Consider the following 24,032-nt stretch of genomic DNA (forward strand, 5'->3'; position numbering starts at 1 on the left):
TCCCCGCGGACGTACAGAATCCCAAAATTGCGGATTCGGAGAAATCGACTTCAATCTATGCGCCCGGCTGCAAAGTGAACGACTATGATATCGACGTGAAGAGCACGCAGTTTTACAGTGGAAGCAAGCAGCTTCCCAAGGTGTATCTCGTGGGCAAGGAAGGCACCAATAAGCTCGGTGACAAGCGTGTAAGCTACAGCGTTCAGCCTTCGGATATCAGCTATACCTTCGCCGGGGCGCTGAGCGGGAAAAAGATAGTCCCCTATGTCAAGGACACCGAATCGAAAATGGTCGCGAATCCCGGTGAATTCAAACAGCTCCTTGCCCAGATCAAGGGCGAAGACCAGATGATGGGCTATATCTGGTTTGGGGCCGGTTTCATACTCATGGCCGCGGGCCTCATGATGCTGGTGGGCCCCATCACCACGCTGCTCGAGTTCATCCCCTTTATCGGCGGACTGGGTTCCGGTCTCATCAAGGTGGTATTGGCAATCGTGGCTTTCGTACTCTCGGCGATATTCTGGTGGGTGGTGAAGCTCTGGTGGCTCATTTTGCTGGTGGTTCTCGGGTTCGTCGCGTTCGGGATTTACAAGAAAAAGACGGCGGCGGCGCCAAAACCCGCCTAGCGAATTTTCAGGGAATTCAGATGTTCATAATAAAAGGAGGCGCGGTCGAACGACCGCGCCACTTTTTCTCGTACTTCATTCTCCGATAAACTGGTCGAAGGTGAGCTCCTTAAACAGCTTCTCGACACCGGCCCGTATTTTGAACCAGAATGGGTGTACCATGCACTGCGCGCTCATGCCGCAGGCTTCGCTCGATTCCATGCAGGTGTTGAGCGCGAAGGGTCCCTCTATGACGGTCACGACATCGAACAGGGTGATGGAGGCAGGCTCCCGGACGATCCGGAAGCCCCCCTTTGCCCCCTGGTGGGAGGCGACAATCCCGGCGCGCACGAGCTTCTGAAGAATTTTCGCCGCGAAGCTCCTGGGTATGTTCATCGCACCGGAAATCTCGTCGACCATAGCCACGGTGCCGTCCTTCTTGCCGCAGAGATAGCACACGCACCTGATCGCGTAATCCGTCTCCCTCCTGATCTGCATGACGCCCTTCCGCCTAGTACGCGTCCTCGTCTCGTGCGATTCCCTCGACCGAAATCCTGTCGCTGAACACCTTGTATGTCCACGCCTGGTACAGGATCACGATGGGTACGAAGAGCAAGGCGACTACCGTCATGATCGTGAGCGTGTACTGGCTGGACGACGAGTTGAAGATGGTCAGGCTGTATTTCGTATCGATGCTCGATGGAATTAAATTCGGGTAAAGCCCCGCCACCCCCGTAAAGGTAACCATGAGGATGGTAACGCACGAACTCACGAACGCATGCGCCGACTTCCCTTTGAATATGAAATACCCGGCGGCCAGCAGGGCGAGCACCGCGAGAACGGGAAGGGGCGCGAGGAACGGCATGGACAGGTAGTTGTCATAAAGCCTGGTGGCGAAGGCGGTTGCGACAAGGAAAGCGACCGCGACGACCGTCAGCACCGGCCATAGTGTTTTTGCCATGCCCCGCGCGCGTTCCAGTATCTCGCCCTCCGTTCGTACCGAGAGCCATAGCGCCCCGTGCACCGCGAAGAGGAGCACGAAAAGAGCGCCCGTGAGAATCCCGTAGGGATTCAGGAGCGTGAAAAGCGTGCCGTGGTAGCCGGAGGCGTCCATGGGGAGGCCCTGGAAGATATTCCCGAACGCGACCCCGAAAAGGAGCGCGGGAACGAAGCTGCCCACCACGAAGGCCCAATCCCATGCGCGCCGGTACAGCGGGTTTTCGCTCTTGCCGCGGAACTCTATGGAAACGCCCCGGACGATGATCGCGCACAGAATGATGAACAGCGGCGTATAGAGCGCGCTGAACATGACGGCGTACGTAGTGGGAAACGCGGCGAAGGTCGCGCCCCCGGCGGTGATGAGCCAGACCTCGTTGCCATCCCAGACGGGGCCTATCGAATTGAGGACCAGCCTGCGCTCGGCGTCGTTTTTAGCGATAAAGGGCTGGAGGATCGAGACCCCGAAGTCGAACCCGTCGAGCATGAAATAAACGGCCCACAGCACTCCCCAGAGAATGAACCATGTTATTTGAAAGATCATCGTATGCCTCCCCTATGCCCTTTTCATATTTACGATTTCATCGACGCCCTTGTCGGGTCCCTTCCTCGCGAACTTGAAAAGGAGATACGCGTCGACAGCCGCGAGTCCCCCGTACAGGAGCGTGAAGCCCGCGAGCGACCCCACCACCTGCGCCACATCGATGCCCGTCGATACGCCCTGGGACGTGCGAAGCAGCCCGTAGACGATCCACGGCTGGCGCCCCATCTCGGCGACTATCCATCCGAGCTGCGCCGCGATATAGGGCAGGGGTATCATGAGCATCATGATCCCAAGGAACCGTGGGGAGGATTCGAGCGTTTCCTTCCTGGATAGGAATACGGCTGTCGCCGATACCAGGATGAAAAGCATTCCCAAAAATACCATCGTCCTGAAACTCAGGAACACCGGGAGCACGGGCGGCCTGTCTTCCCTTGAGAATTCCTTGAGGCCTTTCACCTCGGCATTGGGATCGTGGTAGGCCATGAGGCTGAGCATGTTGGGTATCTTGAGCCCCTCGACCACATTCCGCTCGTTTTCGGAGTCGGGGAAGGCGACGAGCGTCATGGGGGCGGCCTTGACGGTCTCCCATTGCAATTCCATGGCGGCGAACTTCGAAGGCTGGGTGCGCGCGACGATCACCCCTTCATGGTCGCCGGTGAACCCGATCAACAGGCTCGCGACGAGCCCGAACACGGCGGCGTAATGAAATGATTTTTTAAAAATGAAGGTCTCTTGCTTTTTGCGCAGATGATACGCGGATATTCCCATGACGAAGAAGGCGGCGATCACGTAGCCCGATATGGTCGTGTGAAAAAATTTGCTGACGCCGTTCGCGTTGGTGAGCAATGCCATGAAGTCCACCATCTCCGCACGCCCATTATTTAGAACGTAGCCCACGGGGTGCTGCTGCCAGCCGTTTGCGAACAGGATCCACAGTGCGGAGAGGTTGGTCGCGAATGCGACGATGGTAATCGATACCGCGTGCAGCTTTTTGGAAATCCGGTTCCACCCGAAAATCCACACGCCTATGAAGGTGGATTCCAGGAAGAACGCGAGTGTCGCCTCGATGGCCAGCGGGGCGCCGAATATATCCCCTACGTATTTCGAGTATTCCGCCCAGTTCATTCCAAACTGGAATTCCATGGAGATGCCGGTAACGACACCAAGGGCGAAATTTATAAGGAAAAGCTTGCCCCAGAATTTCGTCATGCGCAGATATTGTACATCTCCGGTTTTAACATAGCGCCATTCCATGTACGCGACCAGCCAGGAAAGGCCCAGGGTGAGCGGGACGAAAATGAAATGGAACATCGCGGTGACTGCGAACTGCAATCGACTGAGTGACAATACATCCATTGGTTGACCTCCCGGGAAGTGATTACTCCATAAAAACAGGACTATAATAGTCCTGTTTGCCGTGACGTCAAGTATTTTTTGCGGTATATGAAGGCGCGGTTATATAACCGCGCCTTCAGGCGCCTTAGGCACCCTCACACGGATCGCGGCGCTTCCCGCGACCGGGCACTTGTTTTCACAGATTCCGCACCCGGTGCAAAGGTCTTCGCGCACGTAGGGGAATTTCACCGTGACGCGCTCCCCGGTCCTGGATTGCGCTGTTTCTTCCTTAAATCGAATCGATTTTGTGGAGGTGGGGCATACCTCCTCGCACACGAGGCAGTTACGGCCCTCGGCCCAGGGAATGCACAGGTCGCGCCGGATCACCGCGGTTCCGATAACGGACCTTTCCTTCCCGGCGCGGGTGAGTTTCCGGATCGCGCCCGTGGGGCATACCTCTCCGCACAGCACACAGTCTTTTTCGCACCATCCGATCCTTGGAACGAGCCGCGGGGTGAAGATGCCCCGGGCGCCCGATTCGAAAAGCACAGGATGCAGGGCGTTGGTGGGACACGCCTTCATGCATTCCCCGCAGCGAATACAGAGCTCCATGAAGCGCTCTTCGCCGTGCGCGCCGGGAGGCCGGATGAGCGCGGAATGTTCCTCCCTGAGGGCCGGGTTAAGGCGGACGGCGGGGACCATGATCGCCGATACGCCCACGATGGTGATCGCCTGTCTCCGCGTAAGCCGCGACGAAGGGGCCTGCGGACTCGTTTCGGTTCCCGCGCGCAGCGACGCCTTGAACGCAATGGCGCCCTGCGGGCAGGCCTTCAGGCATTCGAAGCACTGGACGCACTCGGCGCGGTCGGTGCCGAGTCCCGAGTCGGTGATCGCGTTCATGCGGCAGGAACGCTCGCATGCACGGCAGCGTGTGCACGCGGCCGCGTCGACGGTCCTCCGGAGAATTCCGAACCGCCCGGCAAGCGCGAGAAGGGCGCCCAGGGGGCAGATAGCCTGGCACCAGAACCGGCGCGCGAAGACGGAGGAGGCGAGCACGGCGGCGAAGAGCGCGAGGATCCACGCGTGGTTCAGGAACATGAGCGGGTTGTGGTCGAGCAGGGTGCCCCTGAGTGCACCGTACGCGGGAGCGGCCGCGTGTTTCAGCAGGGGCGTATCGGCGGCCCCGCCCAAAACAGCCTTTGCGAGATGATCGAAATAGGGGTAGAGCGCCGTCGCGTAGGTTCGCACCGCGAGCGACAGGGGATCGATCACGCCCGCGAGCTGTATCCCGCCCAGGGCGAGAAGGAGCGACACGGCGAGGACCCCGTATTTCCACGGCTTGATCGCGCGCGGGGAGCCCGCGCGGGCCGCGGTATTCCTCCGTGCGCGGTTGAAAATGCCGCCCGTCGCGTCTATGCTTGCGCCTAACGGACAAAGCCACCCGCAGAAAAACCTTCCCAGCGCGAGTGTCGGGACGAGCACGGCGAGGGCGGGCAGGAACGCGTCGACGAGCCTGCCCGCGGCGAGCGAGGTCGCGATTCCCAGGTGCGCGGAGAGGCGCGGAAAGACGGTGTACCACCCGCCTGACTCGACGGGATCGCGCGTCGCGACGATGAGCGCGATGAACGCGAGCCACACGGAAAGCTGCGCAGCCGCGCGAAGGGTCGACCAGAAGGGCCGTGTCATACCGATCTGCTGATCACGTTCATGGCGGCCGGGTTGATCTCGCCCATTCCCTCGCGTCCCGCGAGGGCGAGGTAGCCAATCGCGCCCGGCTGCATGCCGAACAGCGTAACCGCCCAGGCGTCGACGGTCACGGGGTTGGTGCCCATGACGATGGTCTTCGTCTCGCGGATGTCGGCGGCCTCCCCGCCGTTGGGGCCGTGCGCGGTGAGAATGCGGGTCGCGTCGAGTATGACGAGGTCGCTCTTCACCGCCTTGTTGAAATCGACGATCGCGGGATGAAGGTCCCAGTGGTAGAGGCCGCGTTCCCCGCCCAGGACCCCCATCAGGTTTTTCATCGACAGGGTGAGCGTCGAGGAGCCGTGGTGCTTGGCGATGGGCATGTTGATGAGGAAATCGGCGTCCATGATGTCGCCGTATACGGGAAGCGATTTGTAGACCAGGCCCGACGGCACGGCGAGCTTGAAGTACTTGTTGTCGTCCATGTACGAAATATCCGCGCCCGCGTTCTTCGCGGCCTGGGCGATACCGCTGCGCCGATAACACAGTTGCGGCGTGTTGACGCTCCTGTCGAATATCTTCACGCGGGCTCCCTGCGCGATGCAAAGGCGGGCGACCGCTTCGACGAGGTCGGGGTTGGTGTTGTGCGCCCTCTCGGGCGGCGAGTTCCACCCGATATTGGGCTTGATCACGACGTTCATGTCGGGCTTGATGAAGCGCCCCACGCCGCCCAGGGCCTCGAAGCCTTCATCGACCATGCGGTTGATCACGGCGGCCGATAGATCGTTGCCCTTAATTACCGCTATGGTGGAACCGTTCTCCCGTGCCGCCCACACCGCGCGCGCCGGCGGACGTACATACCCGCCGAGCAGCATGCCCGCGACGACGGCGCACGCCCTGACGAGAAATCCCCTCCTGCTGTGACCGCCCATTCCCTGTTTCATTTGCCCGCTCCCGAAATCATTTCATAGTTGTATACGGAGCATATCACGTATACGGCCGGGTGTAAAGAATTTATAAATTGACCGTCCGTTCATCTTTTTTATCGACGCTAATTATTTTGGTTGACGCGCCAATTTGTTGAGGTGAAATGGATTCGATTGATTGGTCAAATAATCAATTAACTGGACAAGCGACTAAGCACCGGGACGGAATTGGCGGCGCGCAGAATCGCTGTCCGGCGGCACTGTGCCTGAGGAAAAGTGAACAGGGATGACCGGGGTGATATCAGGCAGCGTGCTACATAATAACGAAAAGCGGCTAAATATTTTTTTTGAACACGTTTTGGTCGGTTGTCCAATCTTGTCGGCTGATCCGGGGACGCCGGCGAGCGCTCCCCGCACGGGATCCCTAAAAACGCGCAGGGATCGGTGGACGGCATGCTGATGAAGGGCTGTCTCCACACGCACACGACCTGCTCCGACGGAAAAATGAGCCCGCGGGAGGTCGCCAGGGCGTACGAGTACCTGGGGTACGATTTCATCGCCTTCACCGATCACGACTACCTGTTGAAGCCCTTCTACCGGGACATGTACGACGAGGTCGAGACGGACATGATCATCTTCACCGGGGTCGAGCTCACGGTGTTCGTGAAGGGCTACATCCACGTTAACAGGATCGAGGGGACGAGCGAGTTGCTGCACATCTTCAACCATATCGGGGAATACGACCTTTCGCCCGCGCAGGTACTGGAGCGTCTCGCGGAGCTGGAGCGCATGTTCCCGATCGACGCGGTGGAGATCACCTCGAAGGGTTTCCGCGACGAGACCTTCGAGAATCTGCCCATCCGCTATCCTAAGATCGCCTCCGACGATGCGCACGGCAGCGTGGGAATAGGCAGGGGATGGATAGAGCTCGATACGGCGAGGGACAAGGATTCGATAATCCGCGCGGTCAAGCGCGGCGAATTCTGGAATTGCTACATATGACGCGATCCGGCGCGCCGGGCCGGCGGTTCGGGAGAGAAAGCCGGTACCCCGTGTACCGATAAACTTTTTCAAGGAGGATGTGAGGTGATCTTTTATCGGCTGATCACATTCCAGGAGGATGATAATGGGCAAAAGAGTGGCGGTCTGCGCCGTGGCGCAGATTAAAAACGACCCGAATTACTGGCATCTGCGGTTTCAAAACATGCTGCATGAGTGTTTCGAGTCCATCATGGGGCAGACCAAGGTCAACTTCGACATGGAGAAGGGGATCAGGACCGTCATCACCTGTTCTGACGACGTGTTCGACGCGCGGACGATTTCCAACAACGGCGTCACCGACGTGGTGGGCGCCCAGTTCCGCGGCGAGGAGAAGATGGCCCAGGAAAGCATCAACGGCCTCGGGTACGCGATGGCGAGCATTCTTGCCGGGCACGACGACGTGGTGCTGTTCATGGGGCACTGCAAGGAATCCCAGGGCGAGAGCAAGAAAATGGTCATGAACCTCGCGTACGACCCGTTTTTCTGCAGGCCGCTGGGGATGGATTTCGTGAACGCGGACGCGCTGCAGGCGCGCGCCTACATGCAAAAGTCGGGCGTGACCGATGCGCATCTTGCAAAGGTCGTGGTGCGCTCGCGAAAGAACGCCCGAAGGAACCCCTATGCGCGCGAATGCGCACTCGTGGACGAAAACGAAGTAATGAATTCGCCCATGCTCGCGGATCCGATGCGCGAGATGCACTACTATCCCGATACCGACTGGGCCTTCGGGATGCTGCTCTGCTGCGAGGAGCGCGTGAAGGAGTTCACGAAGAAGCCCGTGTGGGTAAGCGGGTACGGGAGCTGCATGGACAGCTATTTCCTGGGCGACCGCGACCTCACCTCGAATTTCTCGCTCAAGAACGCCGCGAAGCGCGCGTACGAGAAGGCGGGGGTGAAAGACCCGCGCAGGGAGATCGATATTTTCGAACTTTCGGATCACGCCGCGTACCAGCTTCCCATGTGGGCCGAGGGTGTGGGGATCGCCGATGAGGGCAAGGGCGGCGCCTGGATCGACGAGGGCGGAATGGAAAAGTATAACGTGAACCTTTCGGGCGGCCAGTTGAACGGAAATCCCCTCCTCCTGGGCGGCGCCGCGCGGGCGATCGAATGCGTGCTGCAACTGCGCGGCGAGGCCGGTGACCGGCAGGTGAAGGGGGCGAAAAAGGCCCTTGCGCAGGCCGCATACGGCGGGGCCGGTCAGCACCAAGCCGTCGTCATACTGGAAGCGTGAGGAGGCATGGCAATGGCACACAGGAAGAAGAACAGGAATGTAGGCATTATCGGGATAGGCCAGACCAAGTATTCCAGTCATCGCGAGGACGTCAACCAGCCCGAAATGATCCACGAGGCGGTGATCGCTGCGCTCAAGGATGCGGGCCTCACGATGAAGGACGTGGACTGCATAGTTCACGGAAACATGGAGCTCTTTGAAATGGTCCACCAGCCTGACCTCTGGCATACGCTGGGAACCGGCGCGTACGGGAAGGACTGCATACGCATTACCACGGGAGGCACCGTGGGCGCGACGGTCGCCTGCGCTGCGGACAACCTCGTGGCCTCGGGGATGTACGACATCGTCATGGCGATCGGCTTCGAGAAGCTCCAGGAGGGTCACACGACGGGCGGCATCACCAACATGGCCGACCCGCTCTGGTTCCGCCATCTGCAGACGGGCGCCCTCACGGGCACCAAGGCGTACGACGTCATAAAGGAATTCGGCGAGGAACGCGCCAAGCGCGCCTCGCTCATGTACCGCATCATCATGGACAAGCACGCGGGACTCAACCCGAACGCCCACCGCGCGTTTGGACTCGAGTTCGAGCAGATCGACGACCTCATCAAGACCTCGCCCAGGCTCGTGGGTGATCTCAAGCTCATTGAGATGTGCTCCCAGTCGGACGGTGCATGCTGCGTGATCTTTGCCTGTGAAAAGAAGGCGAAGGAGCTCTCTAAGAAGCCCGTCTGGGTGCGCGACCATATCACCGTTCACCGCGAGGAGGTGTTCGTCATGTTCGGCTACGACGACAGGAACCCCTTCCCGGCGACGCACCGGTTCGCGGCCGAGCAGCTCTACACGCGCAATGGCGTCACGAGCCCGGTCGATTATTTCGACGTATTCGAGATGTACGACCCGGCGTCCTGGTGGGCGGTCGACTGGCTGCGCGACTTCTTCATGTTGAAGGGCGATGAGCACCTGAAGCTCGTTGAAAACAAGGAAATTATGATTGGCGGGAAGATCCCGGTCAATCCCTCCGGCGGCGTGATCGGCTCCAACCCGATTGGCGCCACGGCGCTCGTGCGCGTGGCGGAAGCCGCGCTGCAGGTCCGCGGCGACGCGGGCGCGCACCAGATTCCCACGCCCGTGAATCACGCGCTGGCGTCCGGGTTTGGCGGGACGATGTGGACGGTGCTCATGATGCTTGAAAAGGAGCTTAACTGGCAGGAGGCGCACAATGGCTGAATATTGGGGTATGAAGGTTGAAGATATATTCAACACCATGAAGGAACGCTTCCGGCCCGAGGGCGCCAGGGACGTCAATGCCTCGTTCGGCTATGACATCAAGGGCGAGGGCAGGTGGCGGCTGACGGTCAAGAACAACGCGATGGACATCGATAAGACCGATGACCTCGCGGGGTGTGCGGCGATCATGCTCGCGGACGGCGAGACATTCGTGGGCGTCAATACCGGGAAGGTCGACGGCGCGGGCGCCTTCACCTCCGGCAAGGTGAAAGTCGAAGGGAGCCTTTCCGACTTCGGGAAAACGGCGAAGATGTTCCGCAAGTTTTCGCCGCCCAGGAAGGAGTATATGGATAAGGATTACATCCTGGACATGTTCGGGACGATCGTATCGCGTTTTCAGCCCCAGAACTGCGAGGGCTTGGAAGCGGCGATCGCGTACGATCTAAAAGGCGATGCGGGGGGCCAGTGGACCGCGGTCATCAAGGACGGGAAGTGCGCGCTTAAGAACACCATCGAGGGCAAACCCACCGTACGGCTCGAAGTCGCGGCGTCCGACTGGGTGCGCGTGATGATGGGCAAGATCGACGCCATGAGTCTCCTCGCGGAGGGCAAGGCGGCGATCGTGGGGGACACGAGCCTGGCGCTCAGGCTGGGCCAGATCTTCGCGAAGTACACGCCCACGTGGGCGGCGCCGGAGCAGGAGCTCATCATGCTCAAGAGGACCATATCGGTGAACCAGAAGTTTTCGACGGGTCCCGTCATGGGCAAGTTTCTCAACGCGCTCAAGGAAAAGAAAATTTTCACGAACAAGTGTCCCCGGTGCGGAAGGGTGCATCTGCCCGCGCGCGAGGTGTGCGCGGAATGCCGCGTCCCCGCGACGGAATGGGTCACCGTGGGACCCAAGGGGCAGGTTCGGTTCATGGAATACGTGTACTACGCCTCCCCGGACCCGCTCACGGGCGAGACCCGCGACACGCCGTACGGCATGGGCAACATACTGCTGGACGGCTGTATCGGCAACGACACCTTCGCGCACCTGATACGGCGCGACCAGATCGACCGGATCAAGGGCGGCAATAACGAGGTTTCGGGTACCCGCGTGCGCCCCGTCTGGAACGAGACGCGCACGGGTAGCATTCACGACATCAAGTATTTCGAAATAGACGAGTGAGGAGGGGAGCAATGAGTCTGGATTTCGATCGTAAGGATTGCTTCGTCGTTGATGGGAAACTCGCACTCCCCTACACCTACTTTGCCGGCAGGATGGGGAGCAAGTTCATCACCACGCTGCGGGACGAGAAGAAGATCATGGGAGTCAAGTGCCCGGTCTGCAACAAGGTGTACGTGCCGCCGCGGCAGACGTGCGAGATCGACATGACGGATATACGCGAAAACTGGGTGGAGCTCAGGAACACGGGCGAGGTCACGAATTTCACCGTGATCCGCTACGACGACAAGCACCTGCCCAGGAAGGCGCCGTTCATTCTCGCGCTCGTCAAGCTTGACGGCGCGGACAGCCCCTTCGCGCATATCCTCGAAGGGATCGTGCCGGAGGAGGTTACCCTGGGAATGCGGGTCGAGGCCGTATTCGCGAAGGCGACTACGAGCACGATACTCGATATCGACCATTTTGAGCCCGCCAGGGTATCGAAGGTTCAGGTTTCCGAACCGGCACCGCGCGCGCAGGAACACGCGGCCGTACCAAAATCAAAAGAAGAGCTTGATCAGGACGAGAGGAGGAAAGCAATGTCGAAAAAAATCATTATCACCGCGGCCCTTGCGGGTGCCGCAACCATGAAGAATCAGAACCCGGCCGTCCCGTATTCACCCCAGGAGTTCGCGGATGACGCGTACAAATGCTGGAAGGCAGGCGCGGCGATGGTCCACGTCCACGCGCGCGAGGACTCGGGCATGGCGACGCACGACCACGGCCGCATCAAGGATACGCACGACGCCATCAGGGAAAAATGCCCGGACCTCATCGTGAACATGAGCTCCGCCGTGGGCATGGGCAAGACCGCGGAGCAGCGTATCAGCCAGATCATCCACGTGAAACCGGAGATGGCGTCGCTCAATACCAACACGATGAACTTTTCGCTCGTCGACCGCAAGTCGGGCAAGGTCTTCATCGATTTCGTATTTGAGAACACCTTCACCATGCTGCAGGATTTCGGGAAGGCCATGGAAGAGGCCGGCGTGAAACCGGAGATGGAGCTGTACGACATGGGCGGGCTGGACAACTGGGCCCTCATCGCGAAGCAGGGTTTCTTCACCAGGCCCTTCAATTTCAACTTCGTGTGGGGGGTCGCGGGCGGTCAGGCGTTCCGGCCGGATGCGTTCATGACCATGAAGCACGCGCTGCCTGAAGGCGCGAACTTCACCACGTGCGGCGTCGGCACGGACCAGTTTCCGGCCATCACAATGTCGTCGCTTGCGGGCGGACACATGCGCGTGGGTCTGGAGGACAACATCCGCATACCCACCGGCGAGCTCGCAAAGGGAAGCTATGAGCAGGTCGAGTGGGCAGTGAAGATCGCCCAGATCGCCGGCCGCGAGGTCGCGACGCCCGACGAGGCGCGCGCGATCATGGGTCTCCGGAAAAGGTAAAATTTATACGCCCGAAGGCGGTCCGAAGGCGCGAATATATATTCGCGCCTTCGGACCGCCGGGCTCGCATGCGTGAGAATTGAGGTGGAGCAAATGGCCAAGTGCGTTTATGAAGTGAACGACAGGGGGATTGCGTTATTAAAGATCAATAATCCGCCCATGAACGCGCTGGACGAGCAGACGATGCTGGAGCTTGAGTTCTCGATGCGCCAGGTCGAGGTCGACGATCGCGTGAAGGTGGTAATCATAACCGGCGAGGGGACGACCTTCGTGGTGGGTGCGGATGTGAACAAGGTGCGCAACGTGAAAAGGGCGGAGGACGGGCGGAGGCTCACGACCCGCGCCCATGAAATCATGGACCTAATAATGAATTCGAGGAAGCCGGTGATCGCGGCCATAAACGGGCTGTGTCTCGGAGGCGGCATGGAGCTCGCAATGGCGTGCCACATCCGGATCGCGGGCGACCAGGCGCAGATGGGCCTTCCCGAGATCATGCTCGGCATCATGCCCGGTTTTGGCGGAACGCAGAGGAGTGCGAGGCTCCTGGGGGCCGGGAAGGCGCTCGAAATAATGCTCACCGGGAAATTCATCGACATGACCGAGGCGAAAGAGATCGGGCTCGTCGGCCGGGTAGTGCCTCAGTCCGATATCATGAATGAAGCCGAAAAGCTCGCGAAACAGATCGCGTCGAAGGGGCAGCTGGCGGTGCGCGCAATCGTGGAGGCGGTCATCGAGGGCGGACGCATGACGCTCAGGGAAGGACTCGAACTCGAATCGGAACTTTTCGGGAGGCTCGCAGAATCCGAGGACAAGGAGGAGGGGATAAACGCATTTCTCGAAAAGCGCACACCGGCGTTCAAAGATAAATAGAAAAAATCCCGGAGGACTCGTAATGGAAGAAAAAACCATTAACTCGGTCTTTAGAAACAGGGTTAAAAAATACGGCGACAGGCTCGCGGTCGAAAAAAAGCTCAAGGGCGCATGGCAGCAGGCCACGTGGAACCAGTATTACGGCAATGCGCGCGCGGCGGGTCTGGGGCTCCATGAACTGGGCGTACGCAAGGGCGACCGGGTCTGCCTTATCTGCGACAACCGCCTCGAGTGGCTCTATACCGACATGGGCACGCTGGGAATCGGCGCCGTGCTCGTCCCCATCTACGCGACGCTCGCCGATGAAGAAGCGGAATACATTATCGGCCATTCGGACGCCAGGGTCGTGATCGTCGAAAACAATGCCCAGTACCGGAAGGTGTGCGAGGCGCAGAAAACCTGCCCGGCGCTGGTTAAAACCGTGCTCATCGACGGGGAGGATGTCGGCGCGCTGCCACCGTCCGTAATGATGTTCCAGGATCTCATGGCGCTCGGCGGAAAAAGGCACGAGGCGGAGCCGGCCCTGTTCGAAAAGCTCGCGGACGGCGTCGATCGCGAGGACCTGGCCACCTTCGTGTACACCTCGGGCACCACGGGACCGCCCAAGGGCGCGATGATTTCCCACAAGAACATTATGGCGCAGATGCTCGCGCTCGACGCGGTCAGGCCTCAGTTCGGGTTTGATACCGATAACACCGTTCCCTTCCTGCCGCTTTCTCACGTGTTCGAAAGGATCGCCGGCCATTTTTACGGAATGTACGTGGGACTCACCGCGTCATACGCCGAGAGCATGGACACGATCGTCGCCGATATCCAGGAGAAACGGCCCACGGAGATACTCGCGGTGCCGCGCGTGTGCGAAAAAGTCTTTCAGCGCATCACCATGCAGGTGAAGGAGCAGCCGGTGTGGAAGCAGAAGGTGTTCTACTGGGGACAGAAGGTGGGTCAGCGCATCTCCGAGTTGCGCGAGGCGAAAAGGCCGATTCCCCTGGGGACGCGCCTCCGTTACGCGATAGCCTACCGCATGATCTTCAAAAAACTCGCGATGGCGCTTGGCGGGCGCGTACGATGGATGACGGCGTCGGGGGCGCCCACGGCCAGGGAAATCATTCAATTCTTCAACGCGGCGGGAATCCAGGTGGTGGAGGGCTACGGCATGACCGAGCTCACCGCTCCCGCGACGATGAGCAACCTCGCGGATTACCGGATAGGGACTGTCGGCAAGCCCCTTCCCGGTTACCAGATCAAGCTCGCGGACGACGGCGAGATACTGGTCAAGGGAGAGTGCGTGATCAAGGGATACTGGAAGCTTCCGGACGCGACCAGGGATTCGTTCACGCGCGACGGATTCTTCATGACGGGAGACATAGGCGCATTTACCGATGAGGGGTTTCTCATGATCACGGACCGCAAAAAGGACCTGATCATCACCTCGGGCGGCAAGAACGTGGCCCCGCAGAATATCGAAAACCTCTTCAAGAGCGACCCGCTGTTTACCCAGTTCATCGTGATAGGCGAGCGCAGGAAATACCTGAGCGCGCTGTGCAACATCGACCTCGTGCTCGCCGCGAAGCTCGCGAGCGATCGGAAGATCGCGTTCGGGAAGCCCGAGGAACTGCTCGATAACCGGGAATTCCTGGATATCGTGGACGAGCGTGTGGCCGAGCGCAACCGTCACCTCGCGAAATACGAATCCATCAAGAAATACCGCATCGTGAAGCGCGAATTTTCAAAGGAATCCGGCGAGCTCACCGCGACGCTCAAGGTGAAGCGAAAGGCGGTAGGCGAATTATATAAAGACCTGATTGAAAGCATGTATGCCGAAAATGAGGCCTGAGAAGGCGCGAATATATATTCGCGCCTTCTCAGGCCTGGCCGGTTCGACCGGCGATAATTTTATGGAGGACCAGATATGACGATGGATCTCAAGTCGGGAATAAACACCCTGTTCACCGATCCCGATCCGGACAATGCGCGTGAATTTTTCAGGCACAAGTCCCGGGCGATGAAATCAAAGCTCACCACCGTGCAGGAAGCGGTGCGCACGATGATCAAGGACGGCGACTATGTCGCGATAGGCGGGTTCGGGGCGAACAGGATCCCCACGGCGATACTGCACGAAATGGTGCGCCAGAAGAAAAAGAACCTGGGCTTCGCGGGACATACCTCTACCCATGACTTCCAGATACTGGTCGGCGGGGAATGCATCGACCGCTGCGACGTGGCCTACATCATAGGCCTCGAGGCGCGGGGATTGTCGGCATCCGCGCGGCGCTACGTCGAGAGCGGGAAGCTCAAGCTCACTGAGTGGACGAACGGGACCCTCTCGTGGAGGCTCAAGGCGGCGGCCATGGGGCTTTCCTTTCTGCCGGCGCGCAACATTATGGGGACCGATACCTTCAAGTACAGCGCCGGCAAGGAGATCGAGTGCCCGTACACAGGGAAAAAGTTCGCGGCGCACCCTGCGCTCTACCCGGACTTCGCGGCGATCCACGTGCACGAGTGCGATGTCTATGGGAACGCACGCGTCTACGGGGCCTCGGTCTCGGACCAGGACCTGGCGAAGGCGGCCAAGCGCGTGGTGCTGACCACGGAGCGCATCATCTCCACCGACAAGATCCGGCAGAACCCGGAGTGCACGTTCATCCCGTTCTGGTGCGTGGACGCCGTCATCGAGGTGCCCTACGGGAGCTACCCGGGCAACATGCCCTACGAGTACTTCTCGGACGAGGCGCACATCAAGGAATGGCTGACCGTGGAGAAGGACCCGGACGAGTTCAGGAAGTTCCTGGATAAACAGATCTACGGGACGAAGGACTTCTACGAATACCTGGAGCTTAACGGCGGTATCGGGAAGATGATGAAACTGCGGTCGATCGAGCTTTTGACCGACAGGCAGTAAGGAGGACGACAATGGCAGATTACAATGCGATGGAACTCATGATATGCGTTGCCGCGCGCAACCTCGAGGACGGCGCGACGGTGGTCGTGGGCACGGGGGCGCCCTGCGCGGCCGCCATGCTCTCGCAGAAGACGCACTCCCCCAATCTCACGATCATGTTCGAGGCGGGGGGCGTGGCGCCCATCCTGCCGTCCATGCCCATCTCGGTGGGCGACTCGCGCACCTTTCACAAGGCGATCATGGCGAGCTCGATGCCGGAGATCATGGAGACGTGCCAGCGCGGGATGGTGGACTACACCTTCCTGGGCGGGGCGCAGATAGACATGTACGGGAATATCAACTCGACGATGATCGGGAAGGACCACCAGAAACCCAAGGTGCGCTTCCCCGGTTCCGGCGGGGCGAACGACCTGGCGAGCCTCTGCTGGCGCACGATGATGATGACTGTTCAGGACGCGAAACGCTTCACGGACAAGCCCGATTTCATCACCTCGCCGGGTTACCTCCAGGGCGGAAATTCGCGCTACGAGGCGGGGCTGCCCCTGGGGACGGGACCGTACCGCATCATCACGAACATGGCGATCATGGGATTCGACGCCGAGACGAAGTGGATGACGGTGCTCTCGATCAATCCCGGGTACAGCCGCAAGGACGTGCAGGACAACTGCGGCTTCGAGCTGAAGTGGGCCCAGAAGATCACCGACACCGACCCGCCGCACGCGGAGGAGCTCAGGATATTGCGCGAGGTCGTGGACCCGCATCGTTATATAATAGGACGATAAGAGTTTTACCCCCCTCAAGGGGGAGGGTATAAAAGGAGGAACTCACTATGGCAGACATTTTCAAGGGCGTCGAGCCCCTGGTAGTGAAGAGCAAGATAAGTGTTCCCTACCACTGGTGGGCCGGAGAAACGGCGAGCACGTTCTACGTAACCCTGCGCGATAAGCAGGCGATCATGGGCACCCGTTGCGCGAAATGCGCGAAGCTCTTCTTGCCGCCCCGCAAGACGTGTCCCCTGTGTTTCGGCACGGAGATGGAATGGAAGGCGGTCAAGACGGCAGGCGTCGTCCAGGCCTTCACCGTGGTACGCAGGCAGCTCGCGGCGATGTCGAAAAAGGCGCCGGTAATCTACGCCCTTATAAAGCTCGAAGGCGCGGATTCCGGGTTCCTTCACGTCCTGGACCAGGTGCGCCCCGAGGACGTGAAGATCGGGATGCGGGTCGAGGCGAAGTTCGCCGGAAACAGGACGGCGACCATCTTCGACATAGAATATTTCAAGCCGGCCAGCCAGGAGAAATGACATGGATAACGCGGCGATTATCGGCATTGGCATGACGAAGATAGAGGCCAGGAAGGTGGACATGACGTTCGCCGACATGGCCTTCGAGGCGACCAGGAAGGCCCTGGACGACGCGGGGATGACGATCGACGACATCGATAACGTGATCACCACCTCGAACGATTTCTGGGACGGAAGGACTATCTCCTGCATGGCGGTGGGCGACGCGAGCGGCGCGAACGACAAGAACGTTTCATGCGTGGAGGGAGACGGCGCCTTTGGCGCGTTTTACGGGCTCGCGCGGTCGCTTTCGGGTTCGTACGGCACGACCCTCGTGACGGGCCATTCGAAGGGATCGCAGAGCGTATCGAGCCTCATCACCAACGCGGCCTTCGATCCCATTTACAACAGGGCGCTCGGCCTGGACATGATCGGCGCATGCGCGATGCAGGCCTCCGCGTACATGCACCGGACCGGCACCACGGCGCGGCAGCTCGCGGCCGTTTCGGTGAAAAACCACGGGAACGCGCTGAAAAACCCGAACGCCCAGCTCGGTATGAAGCTTTCGGTGGAGGACGTGCTCAAGTCGGAGATGATCGCGGACCCGCTGCACAAGCTGGACTGTTCACCCGTATCGGACGGGTGCTGCGCGATCATCATCGCGAACGAGGACCGGGCGAAAAAGTACAAGGGCAAACCGGTCTGGATCAAGGGCGTGGCGATGTGCGCGGACGCGTACTTTTTCGGAGACCGCGACCTGTCCAGGGCCGATTCGCTCGTCAAGGCGGCGAAGCAGGCCTGCGCGATGGCGGGCGTATCGGACCCCGCTAAACAAATAGACTTTGCCGAGGTGTACGACGCGTTCAGCTACCAGGAGCTCATGTGGCTGGAGGGCCTGGGCCTGTGCGCGGACGGTGCCGCCGGGAAGCTCATCGAGGACGGGGCGTTCGGGATCGAGGGGAGGCTGCCGGTGAACGCGTCGGGCGGGCTCCTGGGCGGGCACGCGGTGATCGCCGCGGGACTGTATCGGATCGCCGAGGTCGTGAAGCAGATTCGCGGCGAAGCGGGTGCGTACCAGGTGAAGAAGGCCCATGTAGGCCTCGCCCACGGTGTGAACGGCCTTGCGGGCCAGTCGCACTGCGTGTGGATTCTCGGCAAGGACAGGTAGGGGGCGCGTTATGGCAAAGAGGGTTGCGATAGTCGGAACGGGCCAGACTTTCCACAAGAGTCACAGGCCCGACGTGAACGGACAGGAGCTCATCAACGAAGCGGTCCAGCGCGCGCTCCGGGACGCGGGGCTCACCATCGGGGACATAGACGCCATCGTTATCGGGAACATGGACCACTTCGAGGGGATCAATTACGTGGATTGCTGGAGCGTGGACGGCGCCGGCGGTTTCATGAAGCCCGTTCTAAAGATAACCACGGGCGGCACGACGGGGTGCACGATCGCGATCGGGGGCTACCACCTGGTCGCCTCGGGCATGTACGACAAGGTGCTCGTCATCGGGTGGGAGAAGAATTCGGAATCGGACACCTCGGGTGCGATCACGACGGCCTTCGATCCCATCTGGGACCGGCTGGTCTTCGCGGGCGCGATCTCGGGCCTGGCCGCGGAGGCGCAGGCGTACATGGCGCGCTACGGCGCGACCGACAGGGATGCCGCGCGGGTGTCGGTGCGCGACAGGAAGCACGCGCTCAACAACCCGCACGCGCAGCTTCGCAAGGAGGTCTCGATCGAGGAGGTGCTGGCGTCACCGATGCTCGCTGACCCCATACATCTGCTGGATATCTGCCCCCGCACCGACGGCGCGTGCGCGGTCGTTATGGCGAATGAGGACAGCGCGGAGAAGCTCTGCGAAAATCCCGACTGGATATGGGGAACCGGTAACCGGCACTCGTACGCCTACATCGGTGACGCCGACATGGGAAGACTCACCAGCATGGAACGCACCGCCCGCGAGATATTCAAAAAGGCGGGGATCAGGGAGCCGCGCAAGGAAATTAATGTCATAGAGCTGTATCAGCCCTATTCCTTCGCGGGGATCATCTGGATCGAGGACATGGGAATCGTCCCGCCGGGGAAGGGCGCGGAGTACATCTGGAGCGGGGCGACCGACATGGGCGGCGAGCTCCCGGTGAATCCCTCGGGGGGGGTGATCTCCTGCAATCCCATAGGCGCGACCGGCCTGGTACGGTGCGCCGAGGCGGCGATGCAGGTCATGGGAAATGCCGAGGGGCGTCAGGTGCCAAACGTGAATTTCGCGGTGAGCACGGGCTTTGGCGGATGCTGGTGGACCGATATGATCCTCCACGGAAAGAAAAAACCGAATTACTAGGAGCGCGGAAATGGCAGAAAACGAGCATATCGTCATAGAGTCCGGGGACGCGGCGCAGCCGTTCGATTACGCCGTGGGCATGCACGGTTCCAAGTTCTTCAAGGAGCTTCGTGACAACAAGAAGATCATGGGGATACGCTGTCCCAAATGCGGGAAGGTCTACGTTCCGCCCCGCGGGGTGTGCGGTCCCTGTTTCCAGGAAATGAGCGAATTTGTGGAGGTGGGGCCGGGCGGCTATATCGGCACCTACACCATCCTCCGCTTCGCGTTCATCGATCCCGAGACCGGGCACCAGAAACCCGTTCCCTATGGCTACGGCTTCATCAAGTTCGACGGCGCCGACACGCTGTTCCAGCATTACATCGACATCGAGGACGAGAAGAAGGTAAAAATCGGCGCGCGCGTAGAGCCCGTCTTTGCCGCGGAGCGCAAGGGAACGATCAAGGACATTCAGTATTTCCGGGTGGTGGATTAGATACGCAACGGCGGCTGACGGAAATATGGCAATACAATGACGACGGGCGAAATCATGATCAACGCGGCGGCAAGGACGCTCGTGAAAAACGAACAGGCGTGCGCGTTCGTCATCACGGGCAGCGACAAGGTGGCGAGCGGATACGGGAACGGCGACTGCCTGCTCCTCGACTTCGGCCGGGCGCTCTTCGCGCTTTCCGACAGCGCCGAACGCTACCCGTCCGCCTCGAGGGACCTTCTCGCGCGTTTTGTCCAGGGGCTCGGGGGGGCCGATACGCCGGGCTCCCCGGAGGGATGGCTCGCGGCGGTGAACAGCGCGTACGCGGGGCAGCCCTATCATCACAAGACGACCTTCTGCTGCGCCGTCCTGGAAAGTTCGGGATCCGGGAGCGCGCTTACGGTGCTTCACGGCGGTGACAGCATCGTGTATGTCGCCTGCCGTGACACCGGGGAAATCCTGTTTTGCACCGCGCCCAACATGAACTTTGCGGGGCGAAGCCCGGCGATTCACCATATCGAGCGCGTCCCCCTCGCGCGCGGAACGGAACGGGTGGTGCTTTGTTCGGACGGGCTGGCCGACATGGCGAAGAATTCCGGCGTGTCGGGCGAAGAGTTCATGCGCCAGGTATTCACCCGGGAGATCGGAACGATCCCGGAGCGCGTGCGCGATCTTGCCGGCGCCTGGGATGGGGGAGGTCGTTCGGGTCATTTCGACGACGTGGGGGTGATCGCGTTCGACCCGGCGCGGCTGGATGGATCGGACCGCATGCGGATTCTCATGGGAGGCACCACCCCGCACCATGAGCGTGATTTCCAGGCTTCCGGCATCGCGCGGGAGCCGGAAGAGCGTTGGGTGCGCGCGAGCGACCTGGCGCAGCATGCCGCCCTCATGGAGCGATGCGGAATTGTGATCGTGTGACGGCGCGCGGCGGATGCAAAATAAAAGCGTACATGATGGGAATATGAGACGAGTGATGGACAAAACCGAGAACGAGAGCCGGAAGGAAAACGCGCAGAACGATATCGGCCGCATGCGGCGCTCGCAGCTCACGAGGGCGGCGTACAAGGTGGTCAGCCGGAAGGGCTATTACAACTTCACCATACGCGACATCGCGCGGGAGGCGGGGCTTTCGGCCGGGCTGGTCCATTACTATTTCAAGGACAAGCAGGACCTGCTCCTGAATCTCTTAAAAGAGATAAACACGAACATCAAGTCGTACCTCCACCGCGAGCTTGTGAAGACCGATTCATGCCGGCAGAAGATCATGGCGTTCATGGATCAGGCGTTCGGGCTGGTCGAGAAGGAGAAGGAATACTTTTACGTCCTCATCGATTTTTGGACCCAGGTGAACCATAACGCGAGGATGCGCCAGGCCAACATCAAGCTGTTCCAGAGCTACCGCGACGAGTGCGCCGCCATACTCACCGAGGGCGTCGAAAAGGGCGAGTTCGCGGCGATGAACGTGCGCTACTACGCGTCCATAATCATTTCCCTCATCCAGGGAACGATAGTGCAGTACGTGATCGACAACAACGCGTTCGATTACGCGGAGTACACGGAAAGAATCAAGTCGCAGATAATCAGCATGATCATAAAACCGAAAGAATAGGCGAAGGGGGCGATTATGGAATTCGGGTTCACGGAAGAACAGTTGATGTTCAGGGAAACCGTCTATAAGTACGCGAAAAATGAAATCTACCCGCTGTGCGAAGAAGCGGATCTCAAGTCGGAGTTCAGCCGCGAGGTGTGGAAAAAGCTCGGATCCATGGGGCTCTTGGGGCTGCCCTTCCCCGAGGAGCTGGGAGGATCGGGCGCCGACGTGGTGACCTGCTGCCTCGCCGGCGAGGCCATGGGACACGCGGGTGTCGACAGCGGGCACCTGCTCGCCCTGGGGGCGCACACCTATCTGTGCGCCGACACGCTCCACAAGTGGGGCAACGAAGCGCAGAGAAAGAAATATATTCCCCGGCTCGCAAGCGGTGAATGGATCGGGGCCATGGGTCTCACCGAGCCCGGCGCCGGTTCCGACGCCGCGTCCATGCAGACGACCGCGACGAAGAAGGGGGACCGATGGGTGCTCAACGGCAGCAAGACCTTCATCACCAACGCGCCGGTCTGCGACGTGTGCGTGGTGTACGCCACTATCGACCGGGCGAAGAAACACCAGGGCATCACCGCGTTCATCGTCGAAAGGGGAACAAAGGGTTTCTCTACGGGAAAACCGTTCCACAAGATGGGTGTGCGCGCATCGGCAACCTCCGAGGTGTTCCTGGAGGATTGCGAGATACCGGAAGAGAACCTGCTGGGCGAGGTCGGCATGGGATTCATGTATACCCATGAGACGCTTTCCTGGGACCGCAGCGCGCTCCTGGCCCCGTTCGTGGGCGGCCTGCAGTTCATGATCGAGCAGTGCGGGCAGTACGCGACCGACCGCGTCCAGTTCGACAAGCCCATAAAGAGCTTCCAGGCGATACAGCACAAGCTTGCCGACATCAAGGTCATCCTCGAGGGATCGCGCATGGCGGTGTACCGCGTGGCGTTCGATAAGGATTCCGGCAAACCCCTCAACCACATGCACACCTCGATCGCCAAGGCGTTCGTGGGCGACTGGGGCATCAAGGCGGCCTCGGAAGGGGTCCAGATTTTCGGAGGGTACGGATATATCCACGATTACCCGATAGAAAAATACCTGCGCGACGCGAAGCTCGCGCAGATAGGCGGCGGCACCTCCGAGGTGCAGCGGTTTATCATATCCCGTCTCATGAGCTTCTAAGCGTGAAAAGGAGAATGCAGGCATGAACTACGATTATTCCGACGTACAGAATTCGGTCCGTGAGAATTTCGCGAACTTTTGCCAGAGGGAGCTCGCGCCCCGCGCGCCCATGCTTGACAGGGCTCACGAGGACGAGGTGCCCGCGCTTATAAAGGAAAACATCAGGAAACTCGCCTCCGTGGGCTTTCTCGGGATGGCGCACGAGGAAAAATACGGCGGGACCGCGCTTGACCTCGTGACACAGGCGATCGCCGGCGAAGAGGTCGCCAGGGCGTGCGCGTCCTCGTTCCTCTCTGCGGGCGCGAGCTGCGGCCTGTGCGGGGTGCCGATAAAACTTTTCGGATCCGACGCGCAGAAGCAGAAATACCTGCCCGGCATCGTGAGCGGCGACCTCGTAGGGGCGTTCGGCCTTACCGAGCCCGAGGCCGGCTCCGACGCCGCGGCCATAAAGACCACCGCCGTGAAAAAAGGCGCGGAGTGGGTGCTCAACGGCGTGAAGACGTTCATCACGAACGCGACCATCGCGGACGTCGTGCTCGTAATGGCATATACCGACAAGGCCGCCGGTCCCGGCGCGGGCGTCACCGCGTTCCTGGTGGGCAAGGACGCCCCCGGCTATTCCGTGAGCACGCCGTTCGACAAGCTCGGCTTCCGCGGGTCACCCACGGCCGAGGTTATTATGCAGGAGTGCCGCGTTCCCGAAGGCGCCGTGCTCGGCGAGGTGGGGAAGGGATTCATACAGGCGATGCAGACGCTCGAGTTCGGGCGCATCGGCATGGCCACGGTATCCCTGGGGATCGCGGTCGCCGCAATGGACTTCGCGAACAGGTACTCGAAGGAGCGCAAGGCCTTCGGGAAGCCCATCAACCGGTACCAAGAGGTCTCATTCAAGCTCGCGGACATGATGATCATGACCGATATCTCACGCCTGCTCATCCACAAGGCGGCATGGGCGAAGGACGTCAAGGATCCGGAGTCCGCGACGCTGGCCTCGTGCGCGAAGCTTTTCGCGAGCGAAGCCGCCACGCAGATCGCGAGCCTCGCCGTCCAGGTGCACGGTGGTTACGGCTACATCAAGGAATTCCCCGTCGAGCGTCTCTATCGCGACGCGAAGCTCGGCGAGATAGGAGAGGGGACCTCGGAGATACAGCGTGTGCTCATCGCCAGGAACATACTCGCGCGATTCGCTAAATAGG

General features: G+C 60.3%; 23 protein-coding genes. 18 read left to right on the forward strand and 5 right to left on the reverse strand.

Annotated features, from left to right (window positions below; translation table 11 throughout):
• The coding region (locus tag EPN93_00865; protein TAL39654.1) for a hypothetical protein at window positions 1–626 on the forward strand (626 nt) is incomplete at its 5' end.
• A gap of 75 nt (window positions 627–701) precedes the next feature.
• Here EPN93_00865 and EPN93_00870 read toward each other — a convergent pair.
• From EPN93_00870 to EPN93_00890, 5 genes are all read right to left on the reverse strand, one after another.
• Window positions 702–1,103: an Rrf2 family transcriptional regulator gene (locus EPN93_00870; GenBank protein ID TAL39655.1), complete on the reverse strand. Its 402-nt coding sequence runs from the start codon at window positions 1,101–1,103 to the stop codon at window positions 702–704.
• Between the two features lie 13 nt (window positions 1,104–1,116).
• Window positions 1,117–2,145, reverse strand: coding sequence for a cytochrome d ubiquinol oxidase subunit II (cydB, locus tag EPN93_00875; protein ID TAL39656.1), 1,029 nt, complete (start codon window positions 2,143–2,145; stop codon window positions 1,117–1,119).
• Between the two features lie 12 nt (window positions 2,146–2,157).
• Window positions 2,158–3,501, reverse strand: coding sequence for a cytochrome ubiquinol oxidase subunit I (locus tag EPN93_00880; GenBank protein TAL39657.1), 1,344 nt, complete (start codon window positions 3,499–3,501; stop codon window positions 2,158–2,160).
• A 99-nt stretch (window positions 3,502–3,600) separates the two neighbouring features.
• On the reverse strand, window positions 3,601–5,166 hold the full coding sequence (locus EPN93_00885; protein TAL39658.1) for a 4Fe-4S dicluster domain-containing protein: 1,566 nt from the start codon (window positions 5,164–5,166) through the stop codon (window positions 3,601–3,603).
• Window positions 5,163–6,107 carry a DUF362 domain-containing protein gene (locus EPN93_00890; protein TAL39659.1) on the reverse strand — a complete coding sequence of 315 codons (945 nt, stop codon included), beginning with the start codon at window positions 6,105–6,107 and terminating at the stop codon, window positions 5,163–5,165. Before EPN93_00890 ends, EPN93_00885 begins: the two co-directional genes overlap by 4 nt.
• Window positions 6,108–6,533: 426 nt before the next feature.
• Between EPN93_00890 and EPN93_00895 the strand changes: the two genes are divergently transcribed.
• The 17 genes from EPN93_00895 to EPN93_00975 all read left to right on the forward strand — a co-directional run bounded on the left by EPN93_00895 (window position 6,534) and on the right by EPN93_00975 (window position 24,031).
• Window positions 6,534–7,091 carry a hypothetical protein gene (locus tag EPN93_00895; protein TAL39660.1) on the forward strand — a complete coding sequence of 186 codons (558 nt, stop codon included), beginning with the start codon at window positions 6,534–6,536 and terminating at the stop codon, window positions 7,089–7,091.
• Between the two features lie 124 nt (window positions 7,092–7,215).
• Window positions 7,216–8,361, forward strand: coding sequence for a thiolase family protein (locus EPN93_00900; GenBank protein ID TAL39661.1), 1,146 nt, complete (start codon window positions 7,216–7,218; stop codon window positions 8,359–8,361).
• A 12-nt stretch (window positions 8,362–8,373) separates the two neighbouring features.
• Window positions 8,374–9,591, forward strand: coding sequence for a thiolase family protein (locus tag EPN93_00905; protein TAL39662.1), 1,218 nt, complete (start codon window positions 8,374–8,376; stop codon window positions 9,589–9,591).
• Complete coding sequence (locus tag EPN93_00910; protein ID TAL39663.1) at window positions 9,584–10,762, forward strand: hypothetical protein; 1,179 nt, start codon at window positions 9,584–9,586, stop codon at window positions 10,760–10,762. The genes EPN93_00905 and EPN93_00910 overlap by 8 nt, the downstream gene beginning before the upstream one ends.
• 11 nt (window positions 10,763–10,773) lie before the next feature.
• Window positions 10,774–12,198, forward strand: coding sequence for a hypothetical protein (locus EPN93_00915; protein ID TAL39664.1), 1,425 nt, complete (start codon window positions 10,774–10,776; stop codon window positions 12,196–12,198).
• A 93-nt stretch (window positions 12,199–12,291) separates the two neighbouring features.
• Entirely contained in the window at window positions 12,292–13,068 is a 777-nt protein-coding gene (locus EPN93_00920; protein ID TAL39665.1) for an enoyl-CoA hydratase, read from the forward strand.
• Window positions 13,069–13,090: 22 nt separating this feature from the next.
• Window positions 13,091–14,905 (forward strand): long-chain fatty acid--CoA ligase, encoded by a 1,815-nt coding sequence (locus EPN93_00925; GenBank protein TAL39666.1) that lies wholly within the window; start codon window positions 13,091–13,093, stop codon window positions 14,903–14,905.
• Window positions 14,906–14,986: 81 nt separating this feature from the next.
• Window positions 14,987–15,970, forward strand: a complete 984-nt coding sequence (locus EPN93_00930; GenBank protein TAL39704.1) for a CoA transferase subunit A — start codon at window positions 14,987–14,989, stop codon at window positions 15,968–15,970.
• Window positions 15,971–15,981: 11 nt separating this feature from the next.
• Window positions 15,982–16,752, forward strand: coding sequence for a 3-oxoacid CoA-transferase (locus tag EPN93_00935; protein ID TAL39667.1), 771 nt, complete (start codon window positions 15,982–15,984; stop codon window positions 16,750–16,752).
• A 47-nt stretch (window positions 16,753–16,799) separates the two neighbouring features.
• Window positions 16,800–17,270 carry a Zn-ribbon domain-containing OB-fold protein gene (locus EPN93_00940; protein TAL39668.1) on the forward strand — a complete coding sequence of 157 codons (471 nt, stop codon included), beginning with the start codon at window positions 16,800–16,802 and terminating at the stop codon, window positions 17,268–17,270.
• Window position 17,271: 1 nt separating this feature from the next.
• Window positions 17,272–18,417 (forward strand): thiolase family protein, encoded by a 1,146-nt coding sequence (locus tag EPN93_00945; protein ID TAL39669.1) that lies wholly within the window; start codon window positions 17,272–17,274, stop codon window positions 18,415–18,417.
• A 10-nt stretch (window positions 18,418–18,427) separates the two neighbouring features.
• Window positions 18,428–19,588, forward strand: coding sequence for a thiolase family protein (locus tag EPN93_00950; protein TAL39670.1), 1,161 nt, complete (start codon window positions 18,428–18,430; stop codon window positions 19,586–19,588).
• Between the two features lie 34 nt (window positions 19,589–19,622).
• Window positions 19,623–20,063, forward strand: a complete 441-nt coding sequence (locus EPN93_00955) for a Zn-ribbon domain-containing OB-fold protein (GenBank protein TAL39705.1) — start codon at window positions 19,623–19,625, stop codon at window positions 20,061–20,063.
• Between the two features lie 36 nt (window positions 20,064–20,099).
• The gene (locus tag EPN93_00960; GenBank protein TAL39671.1) at window positions 20,100–20,981 is read left to right on the forward strand and encodes a hypothetical protein; all 882 of its coding nucleotides are present in this window, start codon (window positions 20,100–20,102) and stop codon (window positions 20,979–20,981) included.
• Between the two features lie 13 nt (window positions 20,982–20,994).
• Window positions 20,995–21,672: a TetR family transcriptional regulator gene (locus tag EPN93_00965; GenBank protein ID TAL39672.1), complete on the forward strand. Its 678-nt coding sequence runs from the start codon at window positions 20,995–20,997 to the stop codon at window positions 21,670–21,672.
• A 15-nt stretch (window positions 21,673–21,687) separates the two neighbouring features.
• Window positions 21,688–22,836 carry an acyl-CoA dehydrogenase gene (locus EPN93_00970; protein TAL39673.1) on the forward strand — a complete coding sequence of 383 codons (1,149 nt, stop codon included), beginning with the start codon at window positions 21,688–21,690 and terminating at the stop codon, window positions 22,834–22,836.
• A gap of 22 nt (window positions 22,837–22,858) precedes the next feature.
• A complete protein-coding gene (locus tag EPN93_00975; GenBank protein TAL39674.1) occupies window positions 22,859–24,031 on the forward strand; it encodes an acyl-CoA dehydrogenase in 1,173 nt (390 codons plus the stop codon).
• Window position 24,032 lies beyond the last annotated feature (1 nt).

This window comes from Spirochaetota bacterium, from assembly GCA_004297825.1.
In the GTDB taxonomy this organism is placed as follows: Bacteria; Spirochaetota; UBA4802; order UBA4802; family UBA5368; genus FW300-bin19.